The organism is Mesorhizobium ciceri WSM4083 (assembly GCF_000519305.1).
In the GTDB taxonomy this organism is placed as follows: domain Bacteria; phylum Pseudomonadota; class Alphaproteobacteria; order Rhizobiales; family Rhizobiaceae; genus Mesorhizobium; species Mesorhizobium ciceri_B.
In genome coordinates, this window is the sequence record NZ_JAFG01000005.1 from 175,103 (window position 1) to 201,732 (window position 26,630).

The 26,630-nt window shown below is 62.6% G+C and carries 26 protein-coding genes and 1 tRNA gene; 11 read left to right on the top strand and 16 right to left on the bottom strand.

Going from position 1 to position 26,630, the window contains the following annotated elements:
* Nucleotides 1-42: 42 nt before the first annotated feature.
* The 8 genes from MESCI2_RS0110650 to MESCI2_RS0110685 form a co-directional block, all read right to left on the bottom strand.
* Nucleotides 43-1,110 carry a BMP family ABC transporter substrate-binding protein gene (locus MESCI2_RS0110650; RefSeq protein ID WP_027036580.1) on the bottom strand — a complete coding sequence of 356 codons (1,068 nt, stop codon included), beginning with the start codon at nt 1,108-1,110 and terminating at the stop codon, nt 43-45.
* 50 nt (nt 1,111-1,160) lie between these two features.
* On the bottom strand, nt 1,161-2,081 hold the full coding sequence (locus tag MESCI2_RS0110655) for an ABC transporter permease (protein ID WP_027036581.1): 921 nt from the start codon (nt 2,079-2,081) through the stop codon (nt 1,161-1,163).
* The gene (locus MESCI2_RS0110660) at nt 2,081-3,211 is read right to left on the bottom strand and encodes an ABC transporter permease (protein ID WP_027036582.1); all 1,131 of its coding nucleotides are present in this window, start codon (nt 3,209-3,211) and stop codon (nt 2,081-2,083) included. Before MESCI2_RS0110660 ends, MESCI2_RS0110655 begins: the two co-directional genes overlap by 1 nt.
* Nucleotides 3,208-4,785 carry an ABC transporter ATP-binding protein gene (locus MESCI2_RS0110665; RefSeq protein WP_032900646.1) on the bottom strand — a complete coding sequence of 526 codons (1,578 nt, stop codon included), beginning with the start codon at nt 4,783-4,785 and terminating at the stop codon, nt 3,208-3,210. The genes MESCI2_RS0110660 and MESCI2_RS0110665 overlap by 4 nt, the downstream gene beginning before the upstream one ends.
* A 133-nt stretch (nt 4,786-4,918) precedes the next feature.
* Complete coding sequence (locus tag MESCI2_RS0110670) at nt 4,919-5,896, bottom strand: quinone oxidoreductase family protein (protein ID WP_027036584.1); 978 nt, start codon at nt 5,894-5,896, stop codon at nt 4,919-4,921.
* A 28-nt stretch (nt 5,897-5,924) separates the two neighbouring features.
* Nucleotides 5,925-6,731, bottom strand: coding sequence for a phosphatidylcholine synthase (pcsA, locus tag MESCI2_RS0110675; protein WP_027036585.1), 807 nt, complete (start codon nt 6,729-6,731; stop codon nt 5,925-5,927).
* Nucleotides 6,732-6,754: 23 nt separating this feature from the next.
* Nucleotides 6,755-7,369 carry a DUF1326 domain-containing protein gene (locus MESCI2_RS0110680; protein ID WP_027036586.1) on the bottom strand — a complete coding sequence of 205 codons (615 nt, stop codon included), beginning with the start codon at nt 7,367-7,369 and terminating at the stop codon, nt 6,755-6,757.
* A gap of 14 nt (nt 7,370-7,383) precedes the next feature.
* The gene (locus MESCI2_RS0110685) at nt 7,384-8,322 is read right to left on the bottom strand and encodes a DUF2182 domain-containing protein (RefSeq protein ID WP_027036587.1); all 939 of its coding nucleotides are present in this window, start codon (nt 8,320-8,322) and stop codon (nt 7,384-7,386) included.
* Between the two features lie 70 nt (nt 8,323-8,392).
* On the opposite strand from MESCI2_RS0110685, the gene MESCI2_RS0110690 reads away from it, so the two are divergent.
* Complete coding sequence (locus MESCI2_RS0110690; protein ID WP_027036588.1) at nt 8,393-9,604, top strand: UbiH/UbiF family hydroxylase; 1,212 nt, start codon at nt 8,393-8,395, stop codon at nt 9,602-9,604.
* Here the strand turns inward: MESCI2_RS0110690 and MESCI2_RS0110695 are convergent.
* Nucleotides 9,581-10,543 (bottom strand): AEC family transporter, encoded by a 963-nt coding sequence (locus tag MESCI2_RS0110695; protein ID WP_027036589.1) that lies wholly within the window; start codon nt 10,541-10,543, stop codon nt 9,581-9,583. The two genes, MESCI2_RS0110690 and MESCI2_RS0110695, sit on opposite strands and share 24 nt — an antisense overlap.
* A 125-nt stretch (nt 10,544-10,668) precedes the next feature.
* On the opposite strand from MESCI2_RS0110695, the gene hspQ reads away from it, so the two are divergent.
* Nucleotides 10,669-10,992, top strand: coding sequence for a heat shock protein HspQ (hspQ, locus tag MESCI2_RS0110700; RefSeq protein ID WP_023811879.1), 324 nt, complete (start codon nt 10,669-10,671; stop codon nt 10,990-10,992).
* A 71-nt stretch (nt 10,993-11,063) separates the two neighbouring features.
* Here the strand turns inward: hspQ and MESCI2_RS0110705 are convergent, their stop codons facing one another.
* The gene (locus MESCI2_RS0110705; protein WP_027036590.1) at nt 11,064-11,693 is read right to left on the bottom strand and encodes an invasion associated locus B family protein; all 630 of its coding nucleotides are present in this window, start codon (nt 11,691-11,693) and stop codon (nt 11,064-11,066) included.
* Nucleotides 11,694-11,925: 232 nt separating this feature from the next.
* Between MESCI2_RS0110705 and MESCI2_RS0110710 the strand changes: the two genes are divergently transcribed.
* Both MESCI2_RS0110710 and MESCI2_RS0110715 read left to right on the top strand, forming a co-directional pair.
* Complete coding sequence (locus tag MESCI2_RS0110710; RefSeq protein WP_027036591.1) at nt 11,926-13,746, top strand: extracellular solute-binding protein; 1,821 nt, start codon at nt 11,926-11,928, stop codon at nt 13,744-13,746.
* Nucleotides 13,747-13,763: 17 nt separating this feature from the next.
* On the top strand, nt 13,764-14,444 hold the full coding sequence (locus tag MESCI2_RS0110715) for a DsbA family oxidoreductase (protein ID WP_027036592.1): 681 nt from the start codon (nt 13,764-13,766) through the stop codon (nt 14,442-14,444).
* Between the two features lie 37 nt (nt 14,445-14,481).
* Here the strand turns inward: MESCI2_RS0110715 and MESCI2_RS0110720 are convergent, their stop codons facing one another.
* Complete coding sequence (locus MESCI2_RS0110720; RefSeq protein ID WP_027036593.1) at nt 14,482-14,916, bottom strand: hypothetical protein; 435 nt, start codon at nt 14,914-14,916, stop codon at nt 14,482-14,484.
* 597 nt (nt 14,917-15,513) lie between these two features.
* On the opposite strand from MESCI2_RS0110720, the gene MESCI2_RS0110725 reads away from it, so the two are divergent.
* Entirely contained in the window at nt 15,514-17,412 is a 1,899-nt protein-coding gene (locus tag MESCI2_RS0110725; protein WP_027036594.1) for an ABC transporter ATP-binding protein/permease, read from the top strand.
* 273 nt (nt 17,413-17,685) lie between these two features.
* Nucleotides 17,686-19,050, top strand: coding sequence for a magnesium transporter (gene mgtE / locus MESCI2_RS0110730; RefSeq protein ID WP_027036595.1), 1,365 nt, complete (start codon nt 17,686-17,688; stop codon nt 19,048-19,050).
* 60 nt (nt 19,051-19,110) lie between these two features.
* On the opposite strand, the gene gor is transcribed toward mgtE, so the two are convergent.
* The 3 genes from gor to rpiA form a co-directional block, all read right to left on the bottom strand.
* Nucleotides 19,111-20,502 (bottom strand): glutathione-disulfide reductase, encoded by a 1,392-nt coding sequence (gene gor / locus MESCI2_RS0110735; RefSeq protein WP_027036596.1) that lies wholly within the window; start codon nt 20,500-20,502, stop codon nt 19,111-19,113.
* Between the two features lie 117 nt (nt 20,503-20,619).
* Nucleotides 20,620-21,222, bottom strand: coding sequence for a DUF2059 domain-containing protein (locus MESCI2_RS0110740; RefSeq protein WP_027036597.1), 603 nt, complete (start codon nt 21,220-21,222; stop codon nt 20,620-20,622).
* Nucleotides 21,209-21,940, bottom strand: coding sequence for a ribose-5-phosphate isomerase RpiA (rpiA, locus tag MESCI2_RS0110745; protein WP_027036598.1), 732 nt, complete (start codon nt 21,938-21,940; stop codon nt 21,209-21,211). The genes MESCI2_RS0110740 and rpiA overlap by 14 nt, the downstream gene beginning before the upstream one ends.
* Before the next feature lie 313 nt (nt 21,941-22,253).
* On the opposite strand from rpiA, the gene MESCI2_RS0110750 reads away from it, so the two are divergent.
* Together MESCI2_RS0110750 and MESCI2_RS0110755 are read left to right on the top strand one after the other, a co-directional pair.
* On the top strand, nt 22,254-22,937 hold the full coding sequence (locus MESCI2_RS0110750) for a phosphoglycolate phosphatase (RefSeq protein WP_027036599.1): 684 nt from the start codon (nt 22,254-22,256) through the stop codon (nt 22,935-22,937).
* A gap of 140 nt (nt 22,938-23,077) precedes the next feature.
* A tRNA-Val gene (locus MESCI2_RS0110755) sits at nt 23,078-23,152 on the top strand.
* Between the two features lie 252 nt (nt 23,153-23,404).
* On the opposite strand, the gene MESCI2_RS0110760 is transcribed toward MESCI2_RS0110755, so the two are convergent.
* Complete coding sequence (locus MESCI2_RS0110760) at nt 23,405-23,758, bottom strand: hypothetical protein (protein ID WP_027036600.1); 354 nt, start codon at nt 23,756-23,758, stop codon at nt 23,405-23,407.
* Nucleotides 23,759-24,070: 312 nt separating this feature from the next.
* Between MESCI2_RS0110760 and MESCI2_RS1000000139270 the strand changes: the two genes are divergently transcribed.
* The 3 genes from MESCI2_RS1000000139270 (at nt 24,071) to MESCI2_RS0110770 (ending at nt 25,526) form a co-directional block, all read left to right on the top strand.
* The gene (locus MESCI2_RS1000000139270) at nt 24,071-24,304 is read left to right on the top strand and encodes a GcrA family cell cycle regulator (protein WP_127219003.1); all 234 of its coding nucleotides are present in this window, start codon (nt 24,071-24,073) and stop codon (nt 24,302-24,304) included.
* 127 nt (nt 24,305-24,431) lie between these two features.
* The gene (locus MESCI2_RS0110765) at nt 24,432-24,689 is read left to right on the top strand and encodes a PepSY domain-containing protein (protein WP_024503292.1); all 258 of its coding nucleotides are present in this window, start codon (nt 24,432-24,434) and stop codon (nt 24,687-24,689) included.
* 351 nt (nt 24,690-25,040) lie between these two features.
* Nucleotides 25,041-25,526, top strand: a complete 486-nt coding sequence (locus tag MESCI2_RS0110770; protein WP_027036601.1) for a hypothetical protein — start codon at nt 25,041-25,043, stop codon at nt 25,524-25,526.
* Between the two features lie 92 nt (nt 25,527-25,618).
* On the opposite strand, the gene MESCI2_RS0110775 is transcribed toward MESCI2_RS0110770, so the two are convergent.
* Nucleotides 25,619-26,557, bottom strand: a complete 939-nt coding sequence (locus MESCI2_RS0110775; RefSeq protein ID WP_027036602.1) for an arginase family protein — start codon at nt 26,555-26,557, stop codon at nt 25,619-25,621.
* Between the last annotated feature and the right edge of the window lie 73 nt (nt 26,558-26,630).

The window sequence follows — 26,630 nt, forward strand, 5'->3', positions numbered from 1 at the left end:
GGCGCCTCGCGGCGCCCTCCTCATTTCGACCTTTTGCGCTGCTTACTGCGGCAGCTTGTCGTCGACGCCCTTCACATAAAAATTCATGCCGAGCAGCGTGCCGTCGTCGGCGACTTCACCATCCTTCAGCCACGGCGTGCCGTCCTGCTTGGCAACCGGTCCGGTGAAGGGGTTCCAGCCGCCGGCGATCTTCTTTTCGGTGGCTTCGGCCATCGCCTTAACGTCGTCGGGCATGTTGGTGTAGGCCGACATCTTGACGGCGCCGTCCTTGATGCCGAGCCAGACATTGTCCGGCTTCCAGGTGCCGTCGAGCGCGGCCTGGACGCGGCTGATGTAATACGGACCCCATTCGTCGGTGAGCGAGGTCAACTGCGCGTTCGGCGCGAACTTGATCATGTCGGAGGACTGGCCGAAGCCTTTCAGCTTGCGCTCCTCGGCCACCTGCAGGGCAGCGGTCGAATCGGTGTGCTGGACGATGATGTCGGCGCCCTGGTCGAACAGCGCCTTGGCGGCGTCGGCTTCCTTGCCCGGATCGAACCAGGAGTTCACCCAGACGATCTTGGCCTTGAAGTTCGGATTGATCGACTGCGCGCCGAGCATGAAGGAGTTGATGCCCATCACCACTTCGGGGATCGGGAAGGAAACGATATAGCCGGCGACCCCAGCCTTCGATTCCTTGGCGGCGATCTGGCCAAGAATGTAGCGGCCTTCGTAGAAGCGCGCATTGTAGATGCCGAGATTGTCAGCGGTCTTGTAACCGGTGGCGTGCTCGAACATCACCTTCGGGAATTTCTTGGCGACCTTCACTTCCGGGTCCATGAAGCCGAAGGAGGTGCCGAAGATGATCTTGCAGCCTTCGCGTGCCAGGCGCTCGAAAGCACGGTCGGCATCGGGGCCTTCCGAGACGTTTTCGAGATAGGCGGTCTCGACCTTGTCACCGAGCGCCTTCTCCACCTCGAGACGGCCCTGATCGTGCTGGTAGGAGTAGCCGAAGTCGCCGATCGGGCCGGTGTAGACCCAGCAGGCCTTCAGCTTGTCCGCGGCCTCGGCCGTCGCTGCCAGCGACATGGCGGCGGTCGTGGTCATCAGGGCAATAAGCAGTTTTTTCATCGTGTTACCTCTCTGAGTTAAGCCTTGGAGCTTCCCGTTTGTTTTTATTGTCAACGATCCGGAACGAATGGCTGCCCCAAGGAAGCCGGCGTGTTCATCATCGTCAGACGCTTGTTGCGCGAGATTAGAACGAGAACCACGACGGTTGCCAGATAGGGCAGCGAAGAAAGGAACTGTGAGGGCACTGGAATGCCAAAAGCCTGTGCATGAAGCTGGCCGATCCACACCGCGCCGAAGATGTAGGCGCCGGCCAGCACCCGCCATGGCCGCCACGAGGCGAACACCACCAGCGCCAGCGCAATCCAGCCGCGGCCGGCGCTCATGTTCTCGACCCATTGCGGCGTGTAGACCAGCGAGAGATGGCCGCCGGCAAGGCCGGCACAGGCACCGCCGAAGATGACCGCGAGGTAGCGATAACGGATCACCTTGATGCCAAGCGCATGCGCCGAGGTGTGGCTGTCGCCGATCGAACGCAGCGTCAGTCCGGTCCGGGTCTTGAACAGGAACCACATGACGGCAGCGGTGAGCGCGATCGAGATGTAGAAGATCGGATCCTGCCCGAACAGCAGCCTGCCGACCACAGGGATTTCCGTCAGGCCGGGAATGTAGAGGTTGGGCAGCCTTTCGCCGGGCTGGCCGACGAATCTGGTGCCCATCATGCCGGACAGGCCAAGGCCGAGCAGCGTCAGCGACAGGCCGGTCGCCACCTGGTTGGTGGCCAGCGACAGCGTCATGACGGCAAACAGCAGCGAGAACACCGCGCCCATGGCGATAGCCGCCAGAAGGCCGATCCAGGGTGATCCGGTGAGATAGGTTGCACCGAAGCCGCCGACGGCGCCCATGATCATCATGCCCTCGACGCCGAGATTGAGCACGCCGGAGCGCTCGACCACCAATTCGCCGATTGCCGCGATCAGCAGCGGCGTTGCCGCGGTGGCGATGGTCAGAAGGATGTTTACGGTGATGTCCATCAGCGGGCTTCCTTCAGCTTCGGCGCGGCTTCGAGTTTGGCCACGCCTTCCGGTTTGGTCAGCGCCAGGCCGATCACGCGGATGCGGTAGTGGATGAGCGTGTCGCAGCCGAGCACGAAGAACAGCAGCATGCCCTGGAACACCCGCGCCACCTTGTCGGAGATGCCGAGCGCGCTCTGCACCGCTTCGCCGCCGAGATAGGTCAGCGCCAGCACCAGACCGGCGGCAACGATGCCGAGCGGGTTGAGGCGGCCAAGGAAAGCCACGATGATGGCGGTGAAGCCATAGCCGGGCGAAATGACAGGCTGCAACTGCCCGATGGCGCCTGAGACTTCCGAGATGCCGGCAAGCCCCGCCAGCGCGCCTGACAGCAGGAAAGCAAAAAAGACCATGCGGTTAAGGCCGAAGCCGGCGAAGCGCCCTGCCCGCGGGCTTGAGCCAAGCACGCGCACCTCAAAACCTTTCAGCATGCGGCTCATCAGGATCCAGACCAGCACCGCGGCGACCAGCGCGAAGACAAAACCCCAGTTTGCCCGTCCGGCATCCGGCATCAGTTCCGGCAACACCGCCGAATCGTTGAACTGGATGGTCTGCGGGAAGCCATGGCCCTGCGGATCGCGCCAGGGGCCGCGCACCAGCCAATCAAGGAAAAGCTGCGCGACATAGACCAGCATCAGGCTGGTCAGGATCTCGTTGGTGCCGAAGCGGGTCTTGAGCAGAGCCGGGATCGCTGCATAGGCCGCGCCGCCAACCATGCCGAGCAACAGCATCAGCGGCAGCACCAGCGGGCCTTCGAACTGCGGAAACAGCACCGGCACCATCGAGCCGACGATGCCGCCGAGGATGAACTGGCCTTCGGCGCCGATGTTCCAGATGTTGGCCTTATAGCAAACAGAGAGGCCGACGGCGATCAGGATGAGCGGCGCGGCCTTGATCGCCAGCTCATGCAACTGCCAGACCTGGCTGATCGGCTCGATGAAATAGATATTGAACGCGGTCAGCGGATTGACGCCGAGCAGCGCGAACATGACGGCGCCGGCAATGATGGTCAGCGCAAAGGCAATGAACGGCGACAGGGCCGAAAACAGCATGGAACGCTGCGGGCGTTTGACGAGTTCGAGGCGCATCATGCCGTCTCCAGCGTGTGTTCGGCGTGGCCTGGTTCGGCGCCGCCCATCAGCAAGCCGACCCTCTCGAAGGTGGCTTCAGCGATCGGAATTGGCCTCGACAACTCGCCATTGTGCATGACCGCGATCGCATCCGATATCTCGAACAGCTCGTCGAGATCCTGGCTGATCACCAGCACCGCCGATCCGCTGCGCGACAACTCGATCAAGGCCTGGCGGATGTGGGCGGCAGCGCCCGCATCCACGCCCCAGGTCGGCTGGTTCACCACCATGACGCTTGGCCGTCGGTCGAGTTCGCGGCCCACGATGAATTTCTGCAGATTGCCGCCCGAAAGGGCCGCGGCCTCCGGATCCGGCGCACTCTTGCGCACATCCATCGCCTCGATGATGCGTTGGGACGCGGCCTGGATGGCAGCGCTCTTGACCATTCCGCCGGAACCGACGAACGCCTTGCCGTCGGTGGCATGGCGCGACAGCAGCAGGTTTTCGGAAAGCTTCATGCGCGGTGCGGCACCGTGGCCGAGGCGCTCTTCCGGCACGAAGGCGGCGCCCAGCAGGCGGCGTCCGGTGATGGTGAGGCCTCCCGCATCCTTGCCACGAATGCGCACCGAGGCGGCATCCTGCTGCAGCACCTCGCCGGAGACGGTTTCAAAGAACTCGCCCTGGCCGTTGCCGGCGACACCGGCTATGCCGATCACCTCACCGGCGCGGACATTCAGGTTGATGCCCTTGAGCGGTATCGAGAACGGCGTTGCCGGTTTGCGATTGAGATTGCGGATTTCGAGCAGCGGCTGCGCCTTGTCGATACCCTCGACCGGCGCGCGCACCACGGCCTGCACCTCGTTGCCCACCATCATGCGAGCCAGCGAAGACGCGGTTTCCTCACGTGGATTGCAGTGGCCGACCACCTTGCCGTGGCGCAGCACCGTGGCGCGGTCGCAGATGCGTTTGACCTCTTCGAGCCGGTGCGAGATGTAGAGGATGGATTTGCCTTCCGAGCGCAGGCGCTCCAGTGTCTCGAACAGCTTGTCGGCTTCCTGCGGCGTCAGCACCGAGGTCGGTTCGTCCAGGATGATGAGCTGCGGCGTCTGCAGCAGGCAGCGGATGATTTCGATGCGCTGGCGTTCGCCCACCGACAGGTCGCCGACCAGCGAGTCAGGATCGAGCGGCAGGCCATAGCTGAAGGAAAGCGCCCTCGCCTTGGCAGCGATGCTGCTGATCGGCGAGCCGTCGTCCAGCGACAGCGCGATGTTTTCGGCCGCGGTCAGCGCCTCGAACAGCGAAAAATGCTGGAACACCATGCCGATGCCAAGTTTTTTCGCGGCGCCGGGGCTGGAAATCCTGACGGCCTGGCCGTTCCAGAAGATCTCGCCGGCATTGGGCTCCAGCGAACCGAACAGCATCTTGACCAGCGTCGACTTGCCGGCGCCGTTTTCGCCGAGCAAGGCGTGGATTTCACCCCTGGCGATGTCGAGATCGATATGATCGCACGCCGTCAGCGTGCCGAATATCTTGGTGAGGCCACGCACCTCAAGCAGGTTCGTGCCGTCCTGATTTGCACTCACAGTGCCTCCCATCTGGTTAGCCAGACATGTTCTGTGTTCCCGCAGGTATGGTAGGCGCGGCCGGCTCTCATCGGAAAGCGGCACGCGTCTTGAAAGAGCTTCAAGAATTTCAGCGGAAATTCAAGGGATAGCAAGGCAGAACGGACTAAGGGATGAGAATGGTCGTCCCTGTGGTCCTGCGGCCCTCGAGGTCGGAATGCGCCTTGCCGGCGTCCTTGAGCGCGTAGCGCTGGTTGATCTTGATCTCGACCGCGCCGCTGAGCACGACCTCGAACAGGGCGGCGGCAGAAGCGTCGAGGTCCTCGCGTTTTGCGTTGTAGACGAACAGTGTCGGCCTTGTTGCGAACAGCGAGCCCTTCTGTGCCAGCAACGACATGCTGAACGGCGGTATGGGTCCCGAGGACTGGCCAAAGCTGACGAACATGCCAAGCGGCCGCAGGCAGTCGAGCGAAGCCGGAAATGTGTCGTTGCCGACCGAATCGTAGACGACGTCGCATTTTTTGCCGCCGGTAATAGCGGCGACGCCGGCAACGAAATCCTGTTCCTTGTAGTTGATGACGTGGTCGAATCCGTGCGCCCTGGCGAGCTCGATCTTGTCGGACGAGCTGGCGGTGCCGATGACGGTGGCGCCGAGATGTTTTGCCCATTGGCCGAGGATCAGTCCGACGCCGCCTGCCGCGGCATGGAACAGGATCGTGTCGCCGGCCTTCACCTTGAACGTCCGGCGCAGCAGATATTCCGCGGTCATGCCCTTCAGCATCATCGCTGCGGCCTGTTCGTCGCTGATGCCATCCGGCACCTTGACGACGCGGCTGGCATCGATGACGCGTTCTTGCGCATAAGCCCCCGTCGTCACCGCATAGGCGATGCGATCGCCCGGATTCAGCCAGTCGACGCCCTCGCCGACTTCCAGCACCACGCCGGCGGCTTCGCTGCCTGGCACGAGCGGGAAGCCGCCGGGTGGCGGATAGAGGCCAGAGCGATGGTAGACATCGATGAAATTGAGGCCGATCGCGGTGTGCCGGACCAGGATCTGCCCGGATCCCGGCTGGCCGGGGTCAGTGTCCTCATAGGTCAGAACTTCCGGGCCGCCATTGGCGTGGATGCGGATCGCTTTGGACATAGCTTAGACTTCCTCTGGGAGTGGCTGATCAGGCCTTTTTGGCGCCGAGCTTGGGAAAGAACTGCATGATGCCGCCGATGCAGGCAAGGTAAAGCCCGGTGATGGTGATGCCGATCTTGGTGAAGGTGCTGACCTGCTCGCCCAGCACGCCGATCTGATCGTAGAAGGCAGCGAGCGCCGCCTGGGCCAGGGCAAGCGCGCCGAAAGCGCACCACAAGAGAGTCATCCCAAGGTTGATGCGCCGTAGCCGCACCACCCGCACCGGGTGGATGAAGTTGATCGGCACGAAAGTCAGGACGCCGGCCACCACCACAACCGCGAACGAAACCCATTGTCCGGGCTCGATTACGAACAGGGTGAACACCACCATGTTCCAGACTACGGGGAATCCCTTGAAGAAATTCTCCTTCGTCTTCATGCCGGTGTCGGCATAGTAGATGGCGCTGGAAACGACGATGATCGCCGCCGACAGGAATGACAGGCCCTCGCCCATGAAGCCGCGCTGATAGAGGGCGAAGGCCGGGATCAGCACGTAGGTCACGTAGTCGATGATGTTGTCGAGCAGTTCGCCCGACCAAGTCGGCAGGATTTCCTTGACCTCGAGCTTGCGCGCGATCGGTCCATCGATGCCGTCGACGAACAATGCCAGCCCGAGCCACCAGAACATCGCCGTCCAGCGCTCTTCGCTTGCCGCCACCAGCGACAGGAAGGCCAGGAACGAGCCTGATGCGGTCAAGAGATGGACGGAGAACGCCCTCGCCTGTGGCCAGGTGACCTTCTTCTTCGGCCTGGGGATCCGGTCCGTTATCTTTTTGGCGGCTTTGCGTGCTGCCAAATTCCTGGCCGTTGTGTTCTTGCTCACGGGCCCCGCCAATCCAGCTTGCAGATTTCGGCCGAACGGCCGGCGAAATTCCAGTTGCGGCCGAAAGCCCGCATCTTGCTCTTGTCGGACCTGGCCACGATGATCTCGGGCGCGATCCAGTATTCCGAATTGCTGATCACCGTGTCCTTGTCGCGGTCCTTGCCTTGGATGGGTGTCACCGCCCCGTCGATGATCTTCGGAATCTGGAAGATACGCGTCTTGTCACGCGTCTCATAGGTGATCGGCACTTGTTCGACACCGAGGAATTTGCCGACGAGGATGGAGAGCAGCGATGTGGTTCCGCCTGCCTTGCCGGTGAAGATCTTGGTCAGCGCCTTGACCGCGTAGACCGAGGCTCGGTTGTCGATGAACAGGCCGGCGGTCCAGTTGCCGCGGCTCATGTAGCCGGGGATTTCCATAATCAGCCCGAGATTGAGGCCGGACAGATCGACCTCACCGAAATGGCCTGCATCGATACGAAACCCCGCCCAGGTCTGGCAATAGCCTTCGGTCGGCGGATGATTGCCAAGCGATAGCACGCAGGGGCAAAAAACCGTGCAATTGCAGGAGAGTACGAGCTCTCCCTTCATCGCCCAGCTCTGGTCTGCCATCGATTTCCCCCCACTCACAGCGAGACTACTAGCAGCGCGGCTGCCCAGACAAGCAGTATCGCACCGGCCAGCCGGGTTGGAACCCTGCTGGCTGTTTGTTTTTCGATCAGGGTGAACAGCCCGATCAACGCCATCCAGAAAATGTTCATGACGCCAACGGCGAACATCACCAGCATCAAGGCCCAGCAGCAGCCGAGACACCACAGACCTTGCGCGACACCGAGCCGAAAGACGCTGGCCGGCCTGGCGCTCCAGTTCGCGAAAAGGATCGAGAACGGGTTCTTGCATTTCTTCAGGCAAGCTTCCTTCAGGCCGCTGAACTGGTAGAGGCCGGCGATCAGGAGAGCGAGCGCACCGGCAAGGCCGACGACCGGATCGAGCATCCCGGCTGACGAGGCGAATGCATGGGCGGCCAAGGTCAGTGCCGCGAACATCATTGACGCGGCGAGCCAGACGCTGAGGTAACCGGCGACCAGCACCAGCGGGTGAACGACCGGTTCGCCCTTGATGTGTGCCGTGTCAGTGATCTCGCAATAGGTGCGGATCATCGGCGCCGCCGAAGGCAGCATCGTCGCGATCGCCATCAGGAACCACATCGAAACGAGCGCGCCTGCCTGCAAGCCGAGACCTGCGTTCAAAGGCACCGGTGAGAGGCACAGCACAAAGAACCGTTCCAGGAAATCGGGCAGCGGCAGTTGCGGCAGGCTGCGCAGGATCGTGTCGCCGGGGGCGCCGACGCCCGCAATTCCAGTTTGAGACCCGCGGATCGCCATCGCTGCCAGAGACAGCCAGGCAAGCAGGATGCAAGCGCCGACAACGACGTTTACCGTGACCCGAGGATTGCGCGCGATGCCGGCCATGGCGCGGCCGGCGCGGTCGAGATGGCTGAAGTCGTCCTGCTGGCCGGTCATGACATCCGAATGGGCCGAATCGCCGCGTTGATCAAGCTGCATGATCTGACCTATATGCTCATCGAACGGCAGGTCGGGTGGACCGCCTCGCATTGCAAGCCGGAAGCCGATCTTGGAGCATCAGCAAACTGCGCGGATACTGGTTGCCGGCACGGGGCCGGCAGGGCTGATCGCGGCGCTCGGTTTTGCCGCCGAAGGTTTCCCGGTGACATTGGTCGGGCCGGAGGCCACCGCCCCCGATGGCCGCACGACGGCCCTGATGAACCCTGCCTTGAAAGTGCTCGACCGGCTTGGTGTGCTCGAAGCCGTCAAATCCAAGGCGGCGCCCCTGAAAGTGATGCGCATCGTTGACGCCACCAGCCGGCTGATCCGCAGCCCGGTCGTCACCTTCCGTGCCAGCGAGATCGACGAGGATCAATTCGGGCTGAACCTTCCCAACAGCGTCCTCAACCCGGCACTCGCCAGCGCCGTTGCCGCGCATGCCGGCATCGACTGGCTGAGGTCGATAGTGGCGAACTGGCATCTCGATGCCGAGCACGCCCGTGCCATCCTGGCCGACGGAAGCACGGTCGACGCAGCGCTGGCGGTCGCCGCCGATGGGCGGTTGTCACCGGCGCGCCAGGCAGCCGGCATCTCGACTTCGGCCCGCTCCTATCCGCAGGCAGCTCTCGTCCTCAATTTCGGCCATAGCGGCGACCACGCCTTCACCTCGACCGAATTCCACACCGAGACCGGTCCGTTCACGCAGGTTCCCCTGCCCGGCAATCGCTCCAGCCTGGTCTGGGTGGTCAAGCCCGAGACCGCGACCGACCTCGCCGCACTGGAGGATGCGACGCTTTCTCAGCGGGTCGAACAGCAGATGCAGTCGATGCTGGGCCGGGTGACGGTCGAACCGGGCCGGCAGATCTATCCGCTTTCGGCGGTGACACCGCTGCGTTTCGCCCGAGATCGGGTGGCGCTGGTCGGCGAAGCGGCCCATGTGTTTCCGCCGATCGGCGCGCAAGGCCTCAATCTCGGCATCAGGGATATCGACGATCTAATTGGAATCGCTTGTGAAAATCGAGCTGACCCAGGCGCCGCCAAGGCGCTTGCGGCCTACGATTTCAAGCGCCGCCCCGACATTCTGGCGCGCAGCAGCGCGGTCAACCTGCTCAACATGTCGCTGCTTTCCGACATGCTGCCAGCGCAGATGGCCCGCGTTGCCGGGCTCGGCGTGCTCGGAGGCTTCGCGCCGCTTCGGGCTTTTTTCATGCGCGAGGGGCTTCGTCCCGGCAGCGGTTTTGCCGCGCTTGCCGGCGGGTTAGGGAAACAGGTCCGGCGCTAGGATGTTGTGCCGGATCAGGTAGAGCAGCCCGGTGACGGTCACGACCGACAGGCAGGTTGTGATCAGCACACTGGCCGACGCGCGCTGTACCCAGACGCCATACTGCTGGGCGATGACGAAGACGTTGGTGGCGGTCGGCAATGCCGCCAGAAGCACCGCCGAGAAGACCCATGTCTGAGAGAAATTGCCGATCCAGCTTAGCACGACATAGCAGAGCAACGGGTGCAGGATCAGCTTCAGCGCCGCAATCGGAACCATCTCGTGCGGGACGCGATTGAGCGGCCTGAGCGCCAGCGTGACGCCCATGGCAAACAGCGCGCAAGGTGCGGCCGCCCGGGAAAGATATTCCAGAAAGCGCTCCACCGGCACGGGCGGTAGAAAGCCGATATAGGCGGCGCCGACACCCAGGGCGGTTGCGATGATGAACGGGTGCAGGACGATCTTGCGCACTACACCCAGCGCAAGCCGGAGAGGAGTGGTCTTCTCGTCGCCCGACAGCGCCATCATCATGGGCGCGATGGCGAAATGCATGATGTTCTCGAAACAAAAGATCAGGGCGACCGGCACTGCCGCCGCCTCGCCGAAGGCCAGCAATGCCAGGCCCGGCCCCATATAGCCGATATTGCCATAGGCGGCCGCGAGCGCCTTGATGGTCGATTGCGCTATCTCGCCGCGCGAGGTCAGCACCGACCCCATGAACATCAAGGAAAATATCATGAAGGTCGAGACGACCGAGCCGAAGATGAAGCGCCATTCCGTCAGGTCTTCGAACGGCGTCTTGGCAAGCAGTTGGAAGAAAAGTGCCGGCAGCGCGACATAGACGATGAACGTGTTCATCCAGCCGAGCGCCTCCAGCGGCTGCCTGGTGATGCGCGCCACCAGAAACCCGACAAAAATCAAGCCGAAGAACGGAAGAACAAGACCGATGACGTCAGACATTTTTATGCTGGTCCGAAACCCTGGCGCCGGGCTAGCCCGTTGCTTAATAGGGCGTCAAGCGCCTCGGGATTGAATTGATGCGCGGTCTGCGCCAAATAAGCCCAAGGAATTCAGTGGTGAGTACGATGAAAACAGCCAAATTCGCAATCGGACAGGTGGTTCGCCACCGGCTGTTTCCATTCAGGGGCATCATTTTCGACGTCGACCCGCAATTCGCCAACACCGACGAGTGGTACGAAGCCATCCCCGCCGACGTTCGGCCCCGCAAGGATCAGCCCTTCTATCACCTGCTCGCCGAGAATTCGGAGACCGAATACATCGCCTACGTCTCCGAGCAGAATCTGCTCGAGGACCAGTCGGGTGAGCCGGTCCGGCATCCGCAGATCAAGGAGATGTTCGACAAGAGGCCGGACGGCGGCTACCAGCCGAAACGGCAGTCAAGGCACTAACCCGCGGAGAGACGGGCACAAAAAAGCGGGGCATGACCCCGCTTTTTTGCTGGCTCGGCGATATCGGCCGATCAGTTGGCGGTCTTCGCCTTGTCCTGCTCTTCCTTGAGCTTCTTGGCGAAATCCTGGTTGTTCTTGGCGACGAAGTCCTGAAGCTTCTTCTGCCGGTCCTCGATGTCCGACTGCTGCAGTGCCGGGCCGTCATAGGCGCCGCTGAAGCCCTGCAGGGCGATCTTGATCGGATTGGGCTGGTTCTGGAAATTGACGGAAGTCAGCGTGATCGCCTGGCCTTTCTTGAATGCCGCGACGAGCTGATCGGTCAGCGGCACTTCGGCCACGCAACGATCCGGGAAGCAGATCACATAGTCGAGCTTCTGCGCCTTGCCGGTGTCGATCTGCAGGCCGATGCCGGGAGGCACCAGACGGCCGGTCGGAACAGTCACCTGGAACACCTTGCGGTTCACCTTGCCCTTCAGCTCGATCAGGCTGACGCCGGTGACCAGCTGGCCGTTGCCGGCGGTGGTGATGTTCTGGACGTTGCAGATGTCGACGTCTTCCTGCTTGGTGCAGGCCTTGAACCAGCCTTGCGGAATCTGCTGTTGCTGCTGTGCGGAAGCGGCGGGGAGTCCTGCGCCCAGAAAGCCGATCACGCCAGCGGCCATGACCGACAGGCGGTACGCGTTGCTGTTCAGGCTCGTCATGTCGTGCACTTCCTCTCAAATGATCCCGGGACCGGCTTCTTCGTGCCGTGTGGTCCAGCTACCTGTTGCCGAAATGAGGCAACAGAATGACTTCGGAGGGCGTGTTACACTGCAAGCGAGGCCGAATCCAGCCCGGCGTCAGCAATTGTTGAACGCGCGGTTGGCCGGCGCGCCGCCGCCTCATGCTAGGGTGCACACCGAATCATCAAGCCGACCCAGTAAGGAGACGGTCATGGGCCGCGTTGTTGTTTGGCTGATCACCGGGATATCGTTTCTCGCCCTTTCGCATCAGCCGGCCGCATCGGAGCCGAAGCACGCTATCGCCATGAAGGGCGAGCCGGCGCTGCCGCCCGGCTATACGCATTTCGACTACGTCAATCCCGACGCGCCGAAGGGTGGCTCGATCACCTATTGCGTCGTCGGCAGCTTCGACAATCTCAATCCTTTCATCCTCAAGAGCCTGCGCACGACGGCGCGCGGCATGATGGATACGATCTTCGGCAATCTGGTCTTCGAGCCGTTGATGCAGCGCAATGCCGACGAGGCTTTCACACTCTACGGTTTGTTGGCCGACAGCGCCGACATGGACCCGGAGCGCAAGAGCATCGAATTCCATCTCAATCCGAAGGCCAAATGGTCGGACGGTCAGCCGGTGACGCCGGAGGACGTGCTGTTCAGCTATGACGTCTACACCGAGAAAGGCCGACCGCCTTACAGCGACCGCATGGCCAGGGTCGCCAAGCTCGAAAAGACCGGCGATCACAGCGTGCGCTTCACCTTCAACGACAAGGCCGATCGCGAATTCCCGCTGATCATCGCGCTGACCCCGATCATCCCGAAGCACGCCTTCGACAAGGAGACTTTCGACAGGACGACACTCAAGCCGGTGATCGGCAGCGGCCCTTATACGATCGCGCAGGTGCAGCCCGGCCAGCGCATCGTGTTCAAGCGCAACCCGGATTACTGGGGCAAGGATGTCCCGGCCAAGCGCGGCTTCGACAATTACGACCAGATCACCATCGAGTATTTCCTCAACGCCAACGCCAAGCTCGAAGCGTTCAAGAAAGGCCTTTGCGCCATCGACGACGACAGCGATCCGGTGAAGCGCGAGCGCGATCTCGATTTTCCGGCCTTCCACAAGGGCGACGTGGTCGCCGAAACCTTCGACACCGGCATTCCTCCCGTGGTGACCGGTTTCCTGTTCAACACGCGGTTGCCGAAATTCGCCAACCCTGTCGTGCGGCGCGCGCTCGGCATGCTCTACGACTTCGAATGGGCCAACAAGAACCTGTTCGGCGGCAAATACACGCGCACGATGAGTTATTGGCAGAATTCCGAGCTTTCCGCGCTCGGCCATCCGGCCGACGACAGGGAGAAAGCGCTTCTGGCGCCCTACCCCGGCCGCGTCCCGGCCGATGTCATGGACGGTACATGGCGGCCGCCGGTGACCGACGGATCGGGCCAGGACCGCCGCGTCTTGAAGGCAGCCTTCGATCTTTTGAAAAGTGTCGGCTACCACGTGCAGAATGGAACGATGCTCGATCCCGAAGGCAAACCCTTCGGCTTCGAGATACTGACCGCGTCGCAGGACGAGGAGCGCCTTGCCGGCATCTACCAGCGCACGCTGGAGAAGATCGGCATCGCTCTCACCATTCGCAGCCTCGACGGCGACCAGATCCAGTCGCGCAAGCAGCGCTTCGACTTCGAGGTCCTGATCGGATCGAGCGGCTTCAACAATTCGTTGTCGCCCGGCATCGAGCAGAGCGGGCGCTGGAGTTCCGCCGCAGCCAGGACGGAAGGCTCGTTCAATCTCGCCGGCGTCGCCGATCCGGCTGTGGACGCGGCGATCGAGGCGATGCTGCGCGCCCGCTCCAAGGAGGATTATGTTGCCGCCGTTCGCGTTCTCGACCGGCTGCTGATCTCCGGCAACTACATGGTGCCGATGCAGTACAACACGCAGCAATGGATCGCCTACTGGAACTACCTGGAACATCCGCAAAAGACGCCCATATTTGGATATCAACTGCCAACATGGTGGCGTAAACCCAACTGAGGGATCAGGAGATCGAGATGAGCGAATTGAACGCCATCACCGTCGATGTGGTGTCCGATGTCGTCTGCCCCTGGTGCTTCATCGGCCAGAAGCGGCTCGACAGGGCAATCGCCGCCGTCGGCGATGTCGACGTGCATGTCCGCTGGCGGCCGTTCCAGCTCGATCCGACCATTCCGCCTGAAGGCAAGGACCGCCGCGAATACATGCTGGCAAAATTCGGCAGCGACGAGCGCATCCGCGAGATTCACGCCCGCATCGAGCCGCTCGGCGAAATCGAAGGCATCTCGTTCGCCTTCGACGCCATCAAGGTGGCGCCGAACACACTGGATGCGCACCGGCTGATCCGCTGGGCAGGCGCCGCCGGCGAGGCCATTCAGAACAGGCTTGTGCGCCGGCTGTTCCAGCTGAATTTCGAGGAAGGCGCTGACATCGGCGACCATGCCTTGCTGGTCGAGGCGGCGCGCGAGGCCGGCATGGACGCATCCGTGGTCGCCACGCTTTTGCCGACCGAGGCCGATGTCGAGGCGGTGCGCACCGAGATCGCCACCGCGTCGCGCATGGGCATTTCTGGCGTACCGTGCTTCCTGATCGAGGACAAATACGCAGTCATGGGCGCGCAGGATGCCGATACGCTGGCCGATGCCATTCGCCAGGTGGCGGCCGCCAAGGCGCGCGGCGAACTGGACAAGGCCGGCTGAGAGGCCGACCGCCCTCTCCTCTCCGGAGCAGCAAACGTTACTTCACCGTCGCCTTGGTCTTGCTGATGAAAAATCCATGGCCGTTCGTCGCCGTGCAGGTCAGTCCCTTGGTTGACGACTGGCACGAGAACGGCCCGGCGCTCCAGCTGTTGCCGTAGCCAAGCTTGTCGACATCGCTGCAGCAGCCCTGCTCGCCTGGGTTCTTGATCAGAGTGGCTGGCCCCTTCGGACCCAGGATAATCGTGACGTAGCTTGGCTCGACGCGCGAGCAGCTCAGCTCCGGGCCGCCATCCCTTGGCTCATAGGTGCCGGTGCCGCCTTTGGGCGTGTAGATGCAGCCGATGTTGCCGGACGGCGTGTTGAACTCGATCTGGCCTTCGGCGCTGGCCGGGATGCTCTGCCCGCCGGCATGCGCCAAAGGTACGAGGGGCAGCCAGGCGAAGAGGGACAGGATTGCCGCGCGTGCAAGCATTGGGAGCTTCCTTGTTGGAGAACCGGATATGCATGAGTGTCGACGATGCCGGGCAAGGTTCAATCCCAAGTGGATGAATTGTCAAACGCAGTTCCTCAGCCGATCCGACAAGGAAGCGCCGATCGGCCGATTCTCCGGTCACGTCCTGCCTCCGGCAGGGACGACAACGGCAAGCCTGGCGAGTCACGAACGGCAAATTTTTGGGTGTTCGGGTCAGCCCGCTTTGAGAAAAGTGCTCGGTCCTACCGTTTTCGAGTTCACAAAACCGTGTGAAAACCTTCCCTAAGGGAACCCAACCAATGTCACGCCTCTGTAAATCAAGTATCTGAAATCAATAGCGATATCATGATTTTTATCGACCGTTGCCGCTATATTTCAGCATGTAATCTGTTGCCTCACGGCAACGGCTGCCAGGGCAATCCGGTCGGCCCGGTTTTAAATTAATGGAAAATGATCAATTGGTGTTACCATCCGTAACAAAAGAAAAAAGGTTTGGGCGGGATCGTGATTCGGGTCGGTAGACCATCGCAAGAGTCAGTACCGGAAAAAACACCTCGCGATGCCGCAGGGCGATCGCTTCTGACGCCGGTGTCGTCGATGCGCAGCTTCTGGGGCCTGATGCGGGCGTACTGGGTTTCCGACCGCTGGAAGGAAGCCTGGACGCTGACGCTGGTGATCGCGCTGCTCACGGCGCTGTCCAGCAAGGCCGGTGTCTGGTTTGCCGAAGCCTCCGGCGAACTGGTCAATTCGATCGCCTTCTTCCATGACGCCGCCAACACCACGCCGCTTCGCTCGCTGTTGGTCAATGCCGGCGTCCTCGTGCTGCTGGTCGTGCTCAAGGACGCTGGCTTCACCGGCATCCGCAACCTTGTCTCGGCGACGTTGCACCGCAAGTGGCGCGGTTGGCTGGACAGCCGCTTCAATGAGGCATTGCTGGACAACAATCACACGCATTTCCATGCCCAGCACGCGTCGACCGGCGGCGGTGCGCCCGACAACATCGACCAGCGCGTCCAGGAATCCATCAAGGACATGACCGGCGGCGCCATCGGGCTCGCCATGGGCGTGCTGGCCGTTGCCACCTCGCTCTTTTTCGTCGGCCAGAAGCTGCTCGAAAACTCCGTCGAGGTGAAGGGGCTGGAGTTCCTCGGCAGCTATGGCAGCGCCATCCTCGCCTTCCTGGCCGTCGCCACCTATGTGCCGCTGAACACATGGATCGCGGTCAAGCTCGGCGGCCTGCTCGAGCGCCTCAACGTCAGGATGCAGAAGGCCGAAGGCAGCTATCGCGGCGAACTGACGACGTTCCTGCGCCGCTCCTTCCATGTCGCGGCGTCTCAGGGCGAAGGCGTGCAAAGGACCATGCATGGCCGGCTCTATGTCGATATCGACGGCACCTGGACGCGGCTGAACATCGTCAACACCGTCTACATGTCGTTCGAGCTGATCTACAATTTCATCGGCGCGCGCATTGTCGCCTATGGACCGGGCCTCGTGCCGTTCATCCACAACCGCCTCGATCTGAAGGGCTATATAACCGGCTCCGAGCTGGTCAATTCTCTGATCGGCCAGTGTTCGTGGTTCATCCACGTCATGCCCGCCATCGCCACGCTGCGCGCCAACAGCCAGCGTGTCACCGAGCTGGCCAACGCGATCGAGAATGTCCAGCACCCGCAGGAGTTCTACAGCCAGACCGGCCGTTCCGACTTCCGCTACACCAGCCAGAACCCGGTTTTCGGCCTGACCATCCAGAAGCTCGAACTGGCGCATCAAGGCGAGGATGCAACGCCCTTCCTCAGCGCCGCCAATCTGCGCTTCCGGCGCGGCGAATGGACTTTCCTGAAAGGCGAGTCCGGTTGTGGCAAGACGTCGCTGATCAAGGCGATCAACGGCCTGTGGCCCTATGGCCAGGGCACCATCGTCTTCCCCGAAGGGGTGAAGAGTTTCTATGCCGCCCAGGAGGTCAAGCTGCAGCAGGTAACGCTGAAACAGCTGGTCTGCCTGCCGGGCTCCGAGCGCGATCATAGCGACGCCCAAGTCGCGGCGGCGCTGTACAAGGCCGGCCTTGGCGACTTCCTCTCGCATATGAACGACGAAAGCCGCGAAGGCAAAGGCTGGGACCAGGTTCTGTCGGGCGGCCAGAAACAGAAGCTGGTGGTGGCTCGCATCGTGCTGCAGCAGCCGGGGCTGCTGTTCCTCGACGAGGCGACCGGCGCGCTCGACCCCGATGGCAAGGTCGCCTTCCACCAGGCCATCAAGGACAACTGCCCCGATGTCACGGTGATCAGCGTCATGCACGAGGCGGTGGCGCCGAGATCGATGACGGGCAGCGAATTCTATCACAGCATCGTCGCGATCGCCGACGGCGTCGCCACCAAGAAGCCGCTGGTTCCAACCCTGCCCGCCGAACTCACCACCATTCTGGCGCAGCCCAGGCCGGCCCCAAGGCCGGTCGAAGACAAGTGGCTGCGCTTCTCGCGCCGGCTGAAGCAGAAATAACGGCTATTCCACCCCGGTCTGCCTGGTCGAACGGCGGCCGGCGATCACAGTCTCGCGATCTCGGCCGCTCGTCGGCCTTTTCCCTCCTCACCGCGATTGACACGGCAAGGCGCGCTCCTATGTTGCGCCCGCTTGCAGATAGTAAAAACGCGAACCCGCAAGCGGAAAGGTCACCGCGCCATGCCTGGCGACAGTCACAGTCGAACGCAACAGCCGTCCGCCCTGACGTGACCTCACATGGTTCATGTCCTGCCGGACGGCAAGGAGTGAGCCATGAACGAATTTACCACGGTGGCAAGCGACGAAGCCGTCGCGATTGCCCGTATCCTAGCCAATGATCACGTCGCCGACATTGTCGAGGCCCTGAACAGGGAGCCTCGAGAGACCGCGACGGAACTGCTCTGCGAAGTGACGTTCGAACGTCTGGTCGAGATCTTCGATCAGCCGGAACTCGACGGCGCGCCCGAACTCATGGAGGCGCTGCCGCGCGTCAAGGCGGGCAAGCTGCTCACCGCCATGTCGGTCGACCGGGCCGCCGACATCCTGCGCGAGCTGGAAGAGCCGGCCCGTTCCGAGCTGCTTGGCGGGCTTGCGCCGCCGTTGCGCGCAACGCTGCTCTCCATCCTCGGCTATCCCGAAGGCAGCGCCGCATCGATCATGACGACGGAGTTCGTCAGCGTGCCCTCGGACTGGACCGTCGGGCAGACGCTCGACTACATCCGCAAGGTGGAGCGGACGCGCGAAACCGTCTACGCGATCTATATCGTCGATCCGCAGACGCACCTGCTCGTGCGCTCGACCGGCCTGCGCCGGCTGATCACCGGTGAGGCGGACGATTCGATCATGACGGTGGCGCCGGATCACCTTCCGGTGACGGTCGGCCCGCTGACCGATCGCGAAACCCTGGCGCAGACGATCTCCAAATACGATCTGCTCGCCGTTCCGGTCGTCGACCATGGCAAGATCATCGGCATCGTCACCATCGACGACATCATCGACACGATGATCGCGGAGACGACCGAGGACGTGCACCGTTTCGGCGGCATGGAGGCGCTGGACGAGCCGTACATGAAGATGAGCTTTCTCGCCATGATCAAGAAACGCGGCGGCTGGCTGTGCGCGCTGTTCATCTCGGAGATGCTGACGGCCAACGCCATGCAGAGCTATGAGGGCGAGCTGGAGAAGGCGATCGTGCTGACGCTGTTCATCCCGCTGATCATGAGCTCCGGCGGCAATTCCGGCTCGCAGGCGACTTCGCTGGTCATCCGCGCGCTGGCGCTGCGCGAGATCGGTCTTGGCGACTGGTGGCGGGTGGCGCTGCGTGAGCTGCCCACCGGCCTGGTGCTGGGCGCCATGCTCGGCGTGGTCGGCGTCTGCCGCATCGCGCTCTGGCAATATATGGGCTTCTACGATTATGGCCCGCACTGGCCGCTGATCGCCACCACGGTGGGTGCTGCACTGGTCGGCATCGTCACCTTCGGTTCGCTGTCGGGCTCGATGCTGCCGTTCGCCTTGAAACGCATCGGCTTCGACCCTGCCAGCGCATCGGCGCCGTTCGTCGCCACGCTGGTCGATGTCACCGGGCTGGTGATCTACTTTTCGGTGGCGCTGGTGATCCTGCGCGGCACGCTTCTGTAGCGACGATCTTCGCCGCGGCATGACCTTGCCGCGGCGGAGTTCCTCAACCCGGATTTGCCGTCAATCGACCCGCGCGCCGTCCTTCACGCGATAGGTCGGCTTGTACATGGTGACCAGTTCTTCCGCCGCTGTCGGATGCACCGCCATCGTGCGGTCGAAATCATCCTTGGTCAGGCCGGCTTTCAGCGGGATGCCGAGCAGCTGCGCCATCTCGCCTGCATCCGGCCCCAATATGTGGGCGCCAAGCACTTTTTTCGACGCGCCATCGACCACCAGCTTTATCAGCATCTTCTCGTCGCGCCCGGACAGCGTGTGCCGCATCGGCCGGAATGTCGCGCGGTAGATCTCGATGTCGGGGAAGCGCTTGACGGCATCGTCCTCCGACAGGCCGACCGTGCCGATCTCCGGCTGTGAAAAGACAGCGGTCGCGATCGTCTCGTGATCGGGCGCGGTCGGATTTCCCTTGAAGGCGGTTTCGATGAAACACATCGCCTCATGAATCGCCACCGGCGTCAACTGCACGCGGTTGGTGACGTCGCCGATCGCCCAGATGCTGTCGACGTTGGTACGGGAGTATTGGTCGACGGCGATGGCGCCGGTCTTGGTCATCTCCAGTCCGATGCCTTCCAGGCCCATATTCTCGGTGTTGGGAATGCGGCCGATGGCCAGCATCACCTGGTCGACGGTCAGCACCTCGCCGCCGCTGACGAGCGCGTCGAGCCGGCCGTCCGGCCGCTTGCGGATCCATTCGGACACGGAATGGCAGCGAATCCTTATCCCCTTCTTTTCCATCGTTTCGTGCAGCATACGCCGCAGGTCCATGTCGAACCGGCTGAGGATCTCCTTGCCGCGATAGACCAGCGTGGTGTCGACGCCGAGACCGTGAAAAATGTTGGCGAACTCGACGGCGATGTAGCCGCCGCCCTCGATCATGATCGCCTTGGGCAATTCCTTGAGGTCGAAAGCCTCGTTGGAAAAGATGCAATGTTCATGGCCGGGAAGCGCCGGATGCGCCGCGGGTCGGCCGCCGGTGGCAATCAGGATCTGGTCTGCTGTGACGGTGCGATCCTCACCCAGAAGATGCACGACATGCGGATCGACGATCATGGCGCGCGAGTGGAAGGTCTCGCCGCCGGCGCCCTCGACGTTCCTGACGTAGATCGCCTCCAGCCGGCTGATCTCGCGATCCTTGTTGGCGACCAGCGTCTGCCAGTCGAAGCTGGCTTCCGGCACCGTCCAGCCATAGCCGGCGGCGTCGGCAAAATGCTCGGGAAATTGCGAGGCATAGACATAGAGCTTTTTCGGCACGCAGCCGCGGATGACGCAGGTGCCGCCATAGCGGTATTCCTCGGCGATGCCGACACGCTTGCCGAGTGCCGCCGCGACACGCGCCGCCCTCACCCCGCCCGAGCCGCCGCCGATGACGAAAAGATCGTAGTCGTAACCGGCCATGACGCGGCTCCCAGGTTTCAGAAATGTGTCAGACAGGTAGGCCGCAAAACGGCAAAAGAAAAGCCCGGACAGGCCGGGCTTTCGCAGTAGGCCGCAAGGCCATTTGAAAATGCGGGGTCAGTTGTTGTCCGCGGGGGCCGCGCCATCGGCGGGCGCTGCGCCATCGGCCGGAGCGGCGGCTCCGTCGGCGGGCGCGGCAGGTGCCGCCTGCGCCTTTGCCTTGGCGGCGGCGGCCAGCGTTTCGCCGACCTGCTGGGCGAGATCGCGGCCGAGGCCGTTCTGCCAGATATCGGCTGCCTTGACCAGTTCGCGGGTCACCGTCGGGCCGCTATCGAGCAGCTTCTTGCCCGAATCGGAATTGTAGAAAGCGGCGATGTCGGTCAGTTCCTTTTCGGAGAACACTTTTGCGTAGGCGAGTGCTGCTTCCTTCTCGAGGTCGGCGCGGCGCGAGGCCAGCGCCAGCGCCTTCTCGTTGATCGTCTTGCCGATCAGTTCCTGCATGTCCGGGTTCTTCTGGATCAGCTGCGATTCGAGCGCCGCGGCCGCCTGCGGCAGGATGGCATCGAACGGGTCGGTCGCGTGGATCGCAGCGACCGCCGCGCGGGCGGCCTTCAGGTGCGAATCCGTGACATCCTGCGAAAACGCCGGCGAAGAGAAGGCGAAAACGGCCGAGGCCGCCAGAAGGACGGAAAGGCTGCGAACCCGGTTATGCAACATCATGATCGGTAGAACTCCCTGGTTTTCGGGCGGCATGGACGGTTTGGATACCGTCGCCGCCGGCGATGATGGCCGCTGAAGCCAGCCCGATGAAAAGACCATGCTCGACCACGCCCGGAATGGCGTGGAGAGCATTCGAAAGCGCTCTTGTATCCGGAATGCGGCCAAAAGATGCATCGAGGATAAAATGGCCGCCGTCTGTAACAAAAGCCTGTCCCCCCGTCATCCTCAATGTGACCGGTCCGGAAAGACCGAGCTTTTCAGCCGCTGCGGCAACCGCGATTTCAGTGGCGCGCAGGCCGAACGGATTGACTTCGATCGGCAGGGGAAAACGGCCGAGCGTCTCAACCATCTTGGAGCGGTCGGCGATGACGATCATGCGCTGGGACGCCGCGGCGACGATCTTCTCGCGCAGCAGCGCGCCGCCGCCGCCCTTGACCAAGGTCAGTTCCGGGTCGACTTCGTCGGCGCCGTCGACGGTGAGGTCGAGCTCTGGCGTTTCCTCTAGCGTCGACAGCGGCACGCCGAGTTCGCGGCAGAGCAACGCAGTGCGCTCCGAAGTCGGCACACCGATGACGGTCATGCCGGTGGCGACCTTTTCGGCGAGCAGCCGCACGAATTCCTCGGCCGTTGTGCCGGTGCCGATGCCGAGCCGCATGCCGTCACTCACATGGGCGAGTGCTGCCCGCGCGGCTTCGACCTTCAACTGCCTTGCATCCATGTCGGTTGTTGCCCCGGAAGTTCGCTGCCGGGCTCGTAGCATTTTTGCCGGTCCGGTCAAAGCCCCAGGCGGCGGGTCCCCAAATGATGCGTTTATAGGAATTATTTCCTTGACCGGTGAGTGCAGCTATGCTACATTTTTGCCCATGGTGCCGATTTGCGCCAACAACCCGCCGCCGAGGCGGGTTTTTCATATCGGTGTCCAGCAGCGAATGCCCGATGGGCAGGCCCGCCTGAACGAACTGGCCCCGCGCTTGCCTTGACGCGCCGCAGCCGCTATCGCCTGCCCATTGCACACCTGCCCAGGACAGACCATGACCCGACCGATCATCGTGTTCGACCTCGACGGTACGCTGATCGACACAGCGCCGGACCTGCTCGACAGCCTGAACCACAGCCTTGCCGCCAGCGAGATCGCGGCGGTCGACGAAGCCGGCTTCAGGCGTTTCGTCGGCCACGGCGGCCGGGTGATGATCGAGCGGGCGCACGCCGCCCATCAGCGATCGCTTGCCGTCGAGGAGCACGACCGGCTGCTGAAACTTTTCCTCGACCACTACACGCTCAACATCCCCGGCAAGTCGCGCCCCTACCCCGGTGTCGTCGAGGCGATCGCGCGCTTCGAGGCGGCCGGCTATATCCTCGCCATCTGCACCAACAAATACGAAGCCAACTCGCTGGCGCTGATCGAGGCGCTCGGCCTGACCAAGCATTTCGCGGCCATCGCCGGCCAGGACACGTTCGCCTTCCGCAAGCCCGACCCGCGCCATCTGATCGAGACCATCAAGCTGGCCGGCGGCGACCCGCACCACGCGCTGATGGTTGGCGATTCGCAAACCGACATCGACACGGCGAAAGCCGCCGGCATTCCCGTGGTGGCGGTCGATTTCGGCTACACCGACCGCCATGTCCGCGAATTCGAACCCTCGGCTGTCATTTCGCATTTCGACGCGCTGACGCTCGACCTGGCGCAAAGGCTGATTGCCGCTGCCGGAAACTAACCGGAAGGCGGCCGGCGTCGCGTCGCAGACAGGGCTGTGAGGGCAGCAAATCCGATCCTTGTCAGAACGCCGGACAGCGCCTTGACTTACCGCACCTGCCTCCCTTATATCGCGGCTCGCTTGGCCTTCGGGCAACGAGCGGGCGATTAGCTCAGCGGGAGAGCACACCCTTCACACGGGTGGGGTCGCAGGTTCAATCCCTGCATCGCCCACCAAATCCTTACGTCAGTCGATCTGTGGCCGCTGTGAACGCCGCCTCATTGATCAGGTCATCTCCCTCAATACCGCTCCGATTCGAATTTGAGGATTAACGTGCGCGCGCCCGAATTTTCTCGCACGCAATTTGCCTTCGCCAAACAAATTTATAGAGCATCGACCTAGAGATACCGACAATGCCCGACCCGCTTGTCGCCACGGTGGTAGAGTCGGCGATGTCTGGTTGTGGAGATGCCCCGGTCGAGCCGCGATCAGCGCTTCATCGAGTGCAGGATGGCCTGCATGTGCTCTTCCAGGTCGAGTTCACCCCGAGCCTCGGCGGTCAACAGGTAATCGGCCTTGGCCCGGCGGTCGCCTCGGCTGATCGCCGGATAGGAACAGATGGCCAGCAATGCTTCCTGTTCAATCCGGTCTGCCGTCTTGCGTTCGTGGCTGCTGCTGCCCGCTCGACGAACAACCCTGTGAAGCCCGGCATAGCTGGCCTCATGGGCTCCGATCAGCGCCCGCAATTCGGGTGAGGCACCTTCCGCTTCGGCAAATGTCGGTTCAATGACCGAGGCCACGGCGGTGAACGCAAGAAGTGTACGGCGTGTGATTTCGGGCATGCCTCATATCCCTGCTCTCTGATCATGCAGGCACACCATAGCACCGGCGCAACGGTTCGAAGAGACGCTCCGGGGCGCGACCACATTGTCTGCTGACAAAATGTATTCGCTTCCGCAGCCCCCGCCCAGCAGCCGGTGTGGCCTTAAGTCGCAATGATTGGCTTGCGAAAGCAGGGTTTCGGGGCTTCATTGACACTGCGAGCGACACCATATGGTGATCCACAGCCCTCCAAAACGAGAGAAGCTCGCTTTGACGCGGTCGCGCAGCGGCCGTCAGCCGGCAATGGCTATGAACCAGGAACCTGAAAAACCATGCCTGAAAATGTCAGACCAATTTCGAAAGACGTCCCCCTCATCCAGCTAGGCGTCTATCAGTGCCGCTTCCCGGTAAGCGAAGACCGGTCGGTACCCGGCGGTTATCGTTTCTGTGCCGGGCCAACTTCGGCGGATCGCGTCTATTGCGATCACCACCACAGCATCGTGACCGCCGTCGACCCTCGTCGATCCCGTTCAGGTCTCCACCCCGCTCAGCGACGCGCCGCTTAAGTCAAGCGGGCGGCGGCCCCTCATTCGGGCAGCTGCAAATTGGTGAACCGAATCGGCACGCATTCCGGCTGCGGAACAAACCGGCACGCCAGCGAGTTTCTCTCCGACGAAAACTTGAGGGAAAGCCATGTCCAGATTTCTGCTGGCGACAAGCGTCGCCGTTCTTCTCGCCGGCGCGCCGGCCCTCGCCGCGGACGACAAGCCGCTGCCGCCGCCCAATGCCAAGAAGCTGTCGGAGATCATCGCCAAGGTCGAGCAGCGCGACGGCTTTCGCTATGTGGACGAGGTCGACTGGGACAGCGGCGCCTACACCGTCACCTATTACACGGCGGACAAGGCGAAGGTTGAAATCACCTACGATCCTGTAACGGCGGAGCCGAAATAGGGTTCGCCGCATCAAATTAGCCAGCCTTTCCCGGCGCCGGCGCCGCCCCTCACCTGCCTGCCGGCATCCTCTCCCCGTATAGGTAACGGGGAGAGGGACGCTGTCATCGCGCATTTCGCCAATCGCCAGCGTTGCGAGGATGGCGCCGGCGTTGCGGCCAGCCCCTTTCTCCCCGTCACTATACGGGGAGAAATGTCCGGCAGGACAATGAGGGGCAGCGCTGACTTTGGCGATTGGCGTTCTCCGCTGCAAGTCGGACTTGTCGTTGGCCTAAAGCGATTGCCCTTGCCAACCGTCGCCCCCTTGCGTCAGCCTCGCTTTGATGGCTGACTGTGCGCGCCGCATTGGGGGATGGGGATGGCGACGGCAAAGCACGTGATGAAGCGCATATTGATGATGTTGGCCGGCTACTTTGTGTCGGTTCTGGTCGGCCTGATCGCCGTGGCGATGATCTATGGCGTGCTCAGTTCCTTGCCCAACGCGCCCAGCTATTTCGACGTCATGGGGGTTTCGCCGATCGCGGTGCTGCTGGTGCCGCCGCTCGGCATGTTCGTCTATTTCCTGACCATCGTGGTGACCGCGCTGCAGACGCTGATCTTCGCGCTGATCGCCGAGTTCTTCTCCTTGCGCAATGTCCTGCTGCACATGGTTTTCGGCGCCGGCGCCGCGGTCGGCGGCTTCGCCCTGATCTGGCCGAGCGCACCGGAGGATATGGACCCGGAGCGTTGGGTCGACATCGGCATCATCGCCGCTGCCGGCCTTATCGCCGGGTTGCTCTATTGGCTGATCGCCGGGCGTGACGCCGGCTTCCGGCGGCCATTGTTCGAGCGCCACTAGCTGCAGACTCACAATCGCGGAGTCCAGCCTATCGGCTCATGCGGAGCCGCGAAACAGATTCCGCCGCAATATGAAGGCAGTAGGAAACGACCTCAAGTCGGTCGCTCCTTGCTGCGTAGAGCAGACATGGCTCGTCGTCGTGAGGGCGCTGCTGTTCCGAGCGCAGCGGCCAATACGTCGGCGAGGCCGCGTCCGGCGCTGCCGTCCTCATCAAGGCGCGGATTGTAGATGGTGATCTCGAGGCCGACTGCCTTGCCGCTCGCCAAGGCAAGCCGAAGCGCGGCCGTTAATTCGTCCCAAGACAACCCGCCTGGCACGCGAAAATCGACAGCCGGCATGATGACGTCGTCGAGACAGTCGGCGTCGAGATGGATGAAGAAGCCGTCCAATTCCGCTCTCGTCAGGTGATCGACCGCTTCGCGTGCGGCGGCCTCGATGCCCGTGTCGCGCACAGCGGGAAGGTCAAGCACCTTGAGCTCCTCGGGGAGCGGCTGGCTTCCGTACTCCTCCTGATCCTTGTGATCGCGATACGCGAAGGCGACAGCGTCTTCAGGGCGGACCAGAGGAGCGCGACCTTCGATGTCGGTCAGAAGCGACGGACCGTAGCCGGTGACGAAGGCGAGGTCCATCGAGGCGCCTTCACCATTGGGTTCCGCCTCTGGCTGGAAGAAATCGGCGTTGCCGTCAATGAAGAGCAAGCCGTAACGGCCGCGCCGTCGAAACGCGAGCGCCGTGCCCAGCACGATCGTGCAATCGCCGCCCAGCACGACTGGAAACCCGCCTGCGTCAAGCACCGCTTCCACGGCGTCGGCGAGCTTGGGCGACCACTGCGCAATTGCCCTGGCGTTCAGGGTGCCGGTCTCGGGATCGGGCGTCGGGTCCTTCGGAGGCACAACCAGCCGTCCGGCGCGGCGCGCATGGATGCGCTCCGCAAGGCCAAGGTCAAGCAGTCGGTCAGGCAAGCGCTCCACACCGTCGGTCGCCAGGCCCAGCGTGGAGGGGGCTTCGAGAATCGCATAATGGCTCGACATAGGCGCCTCCGCTTCGAGCGCTCAACATCGTTCGTCCCTGCCGAAACAGGATCACAGTTGCGTTTTGAGCTTG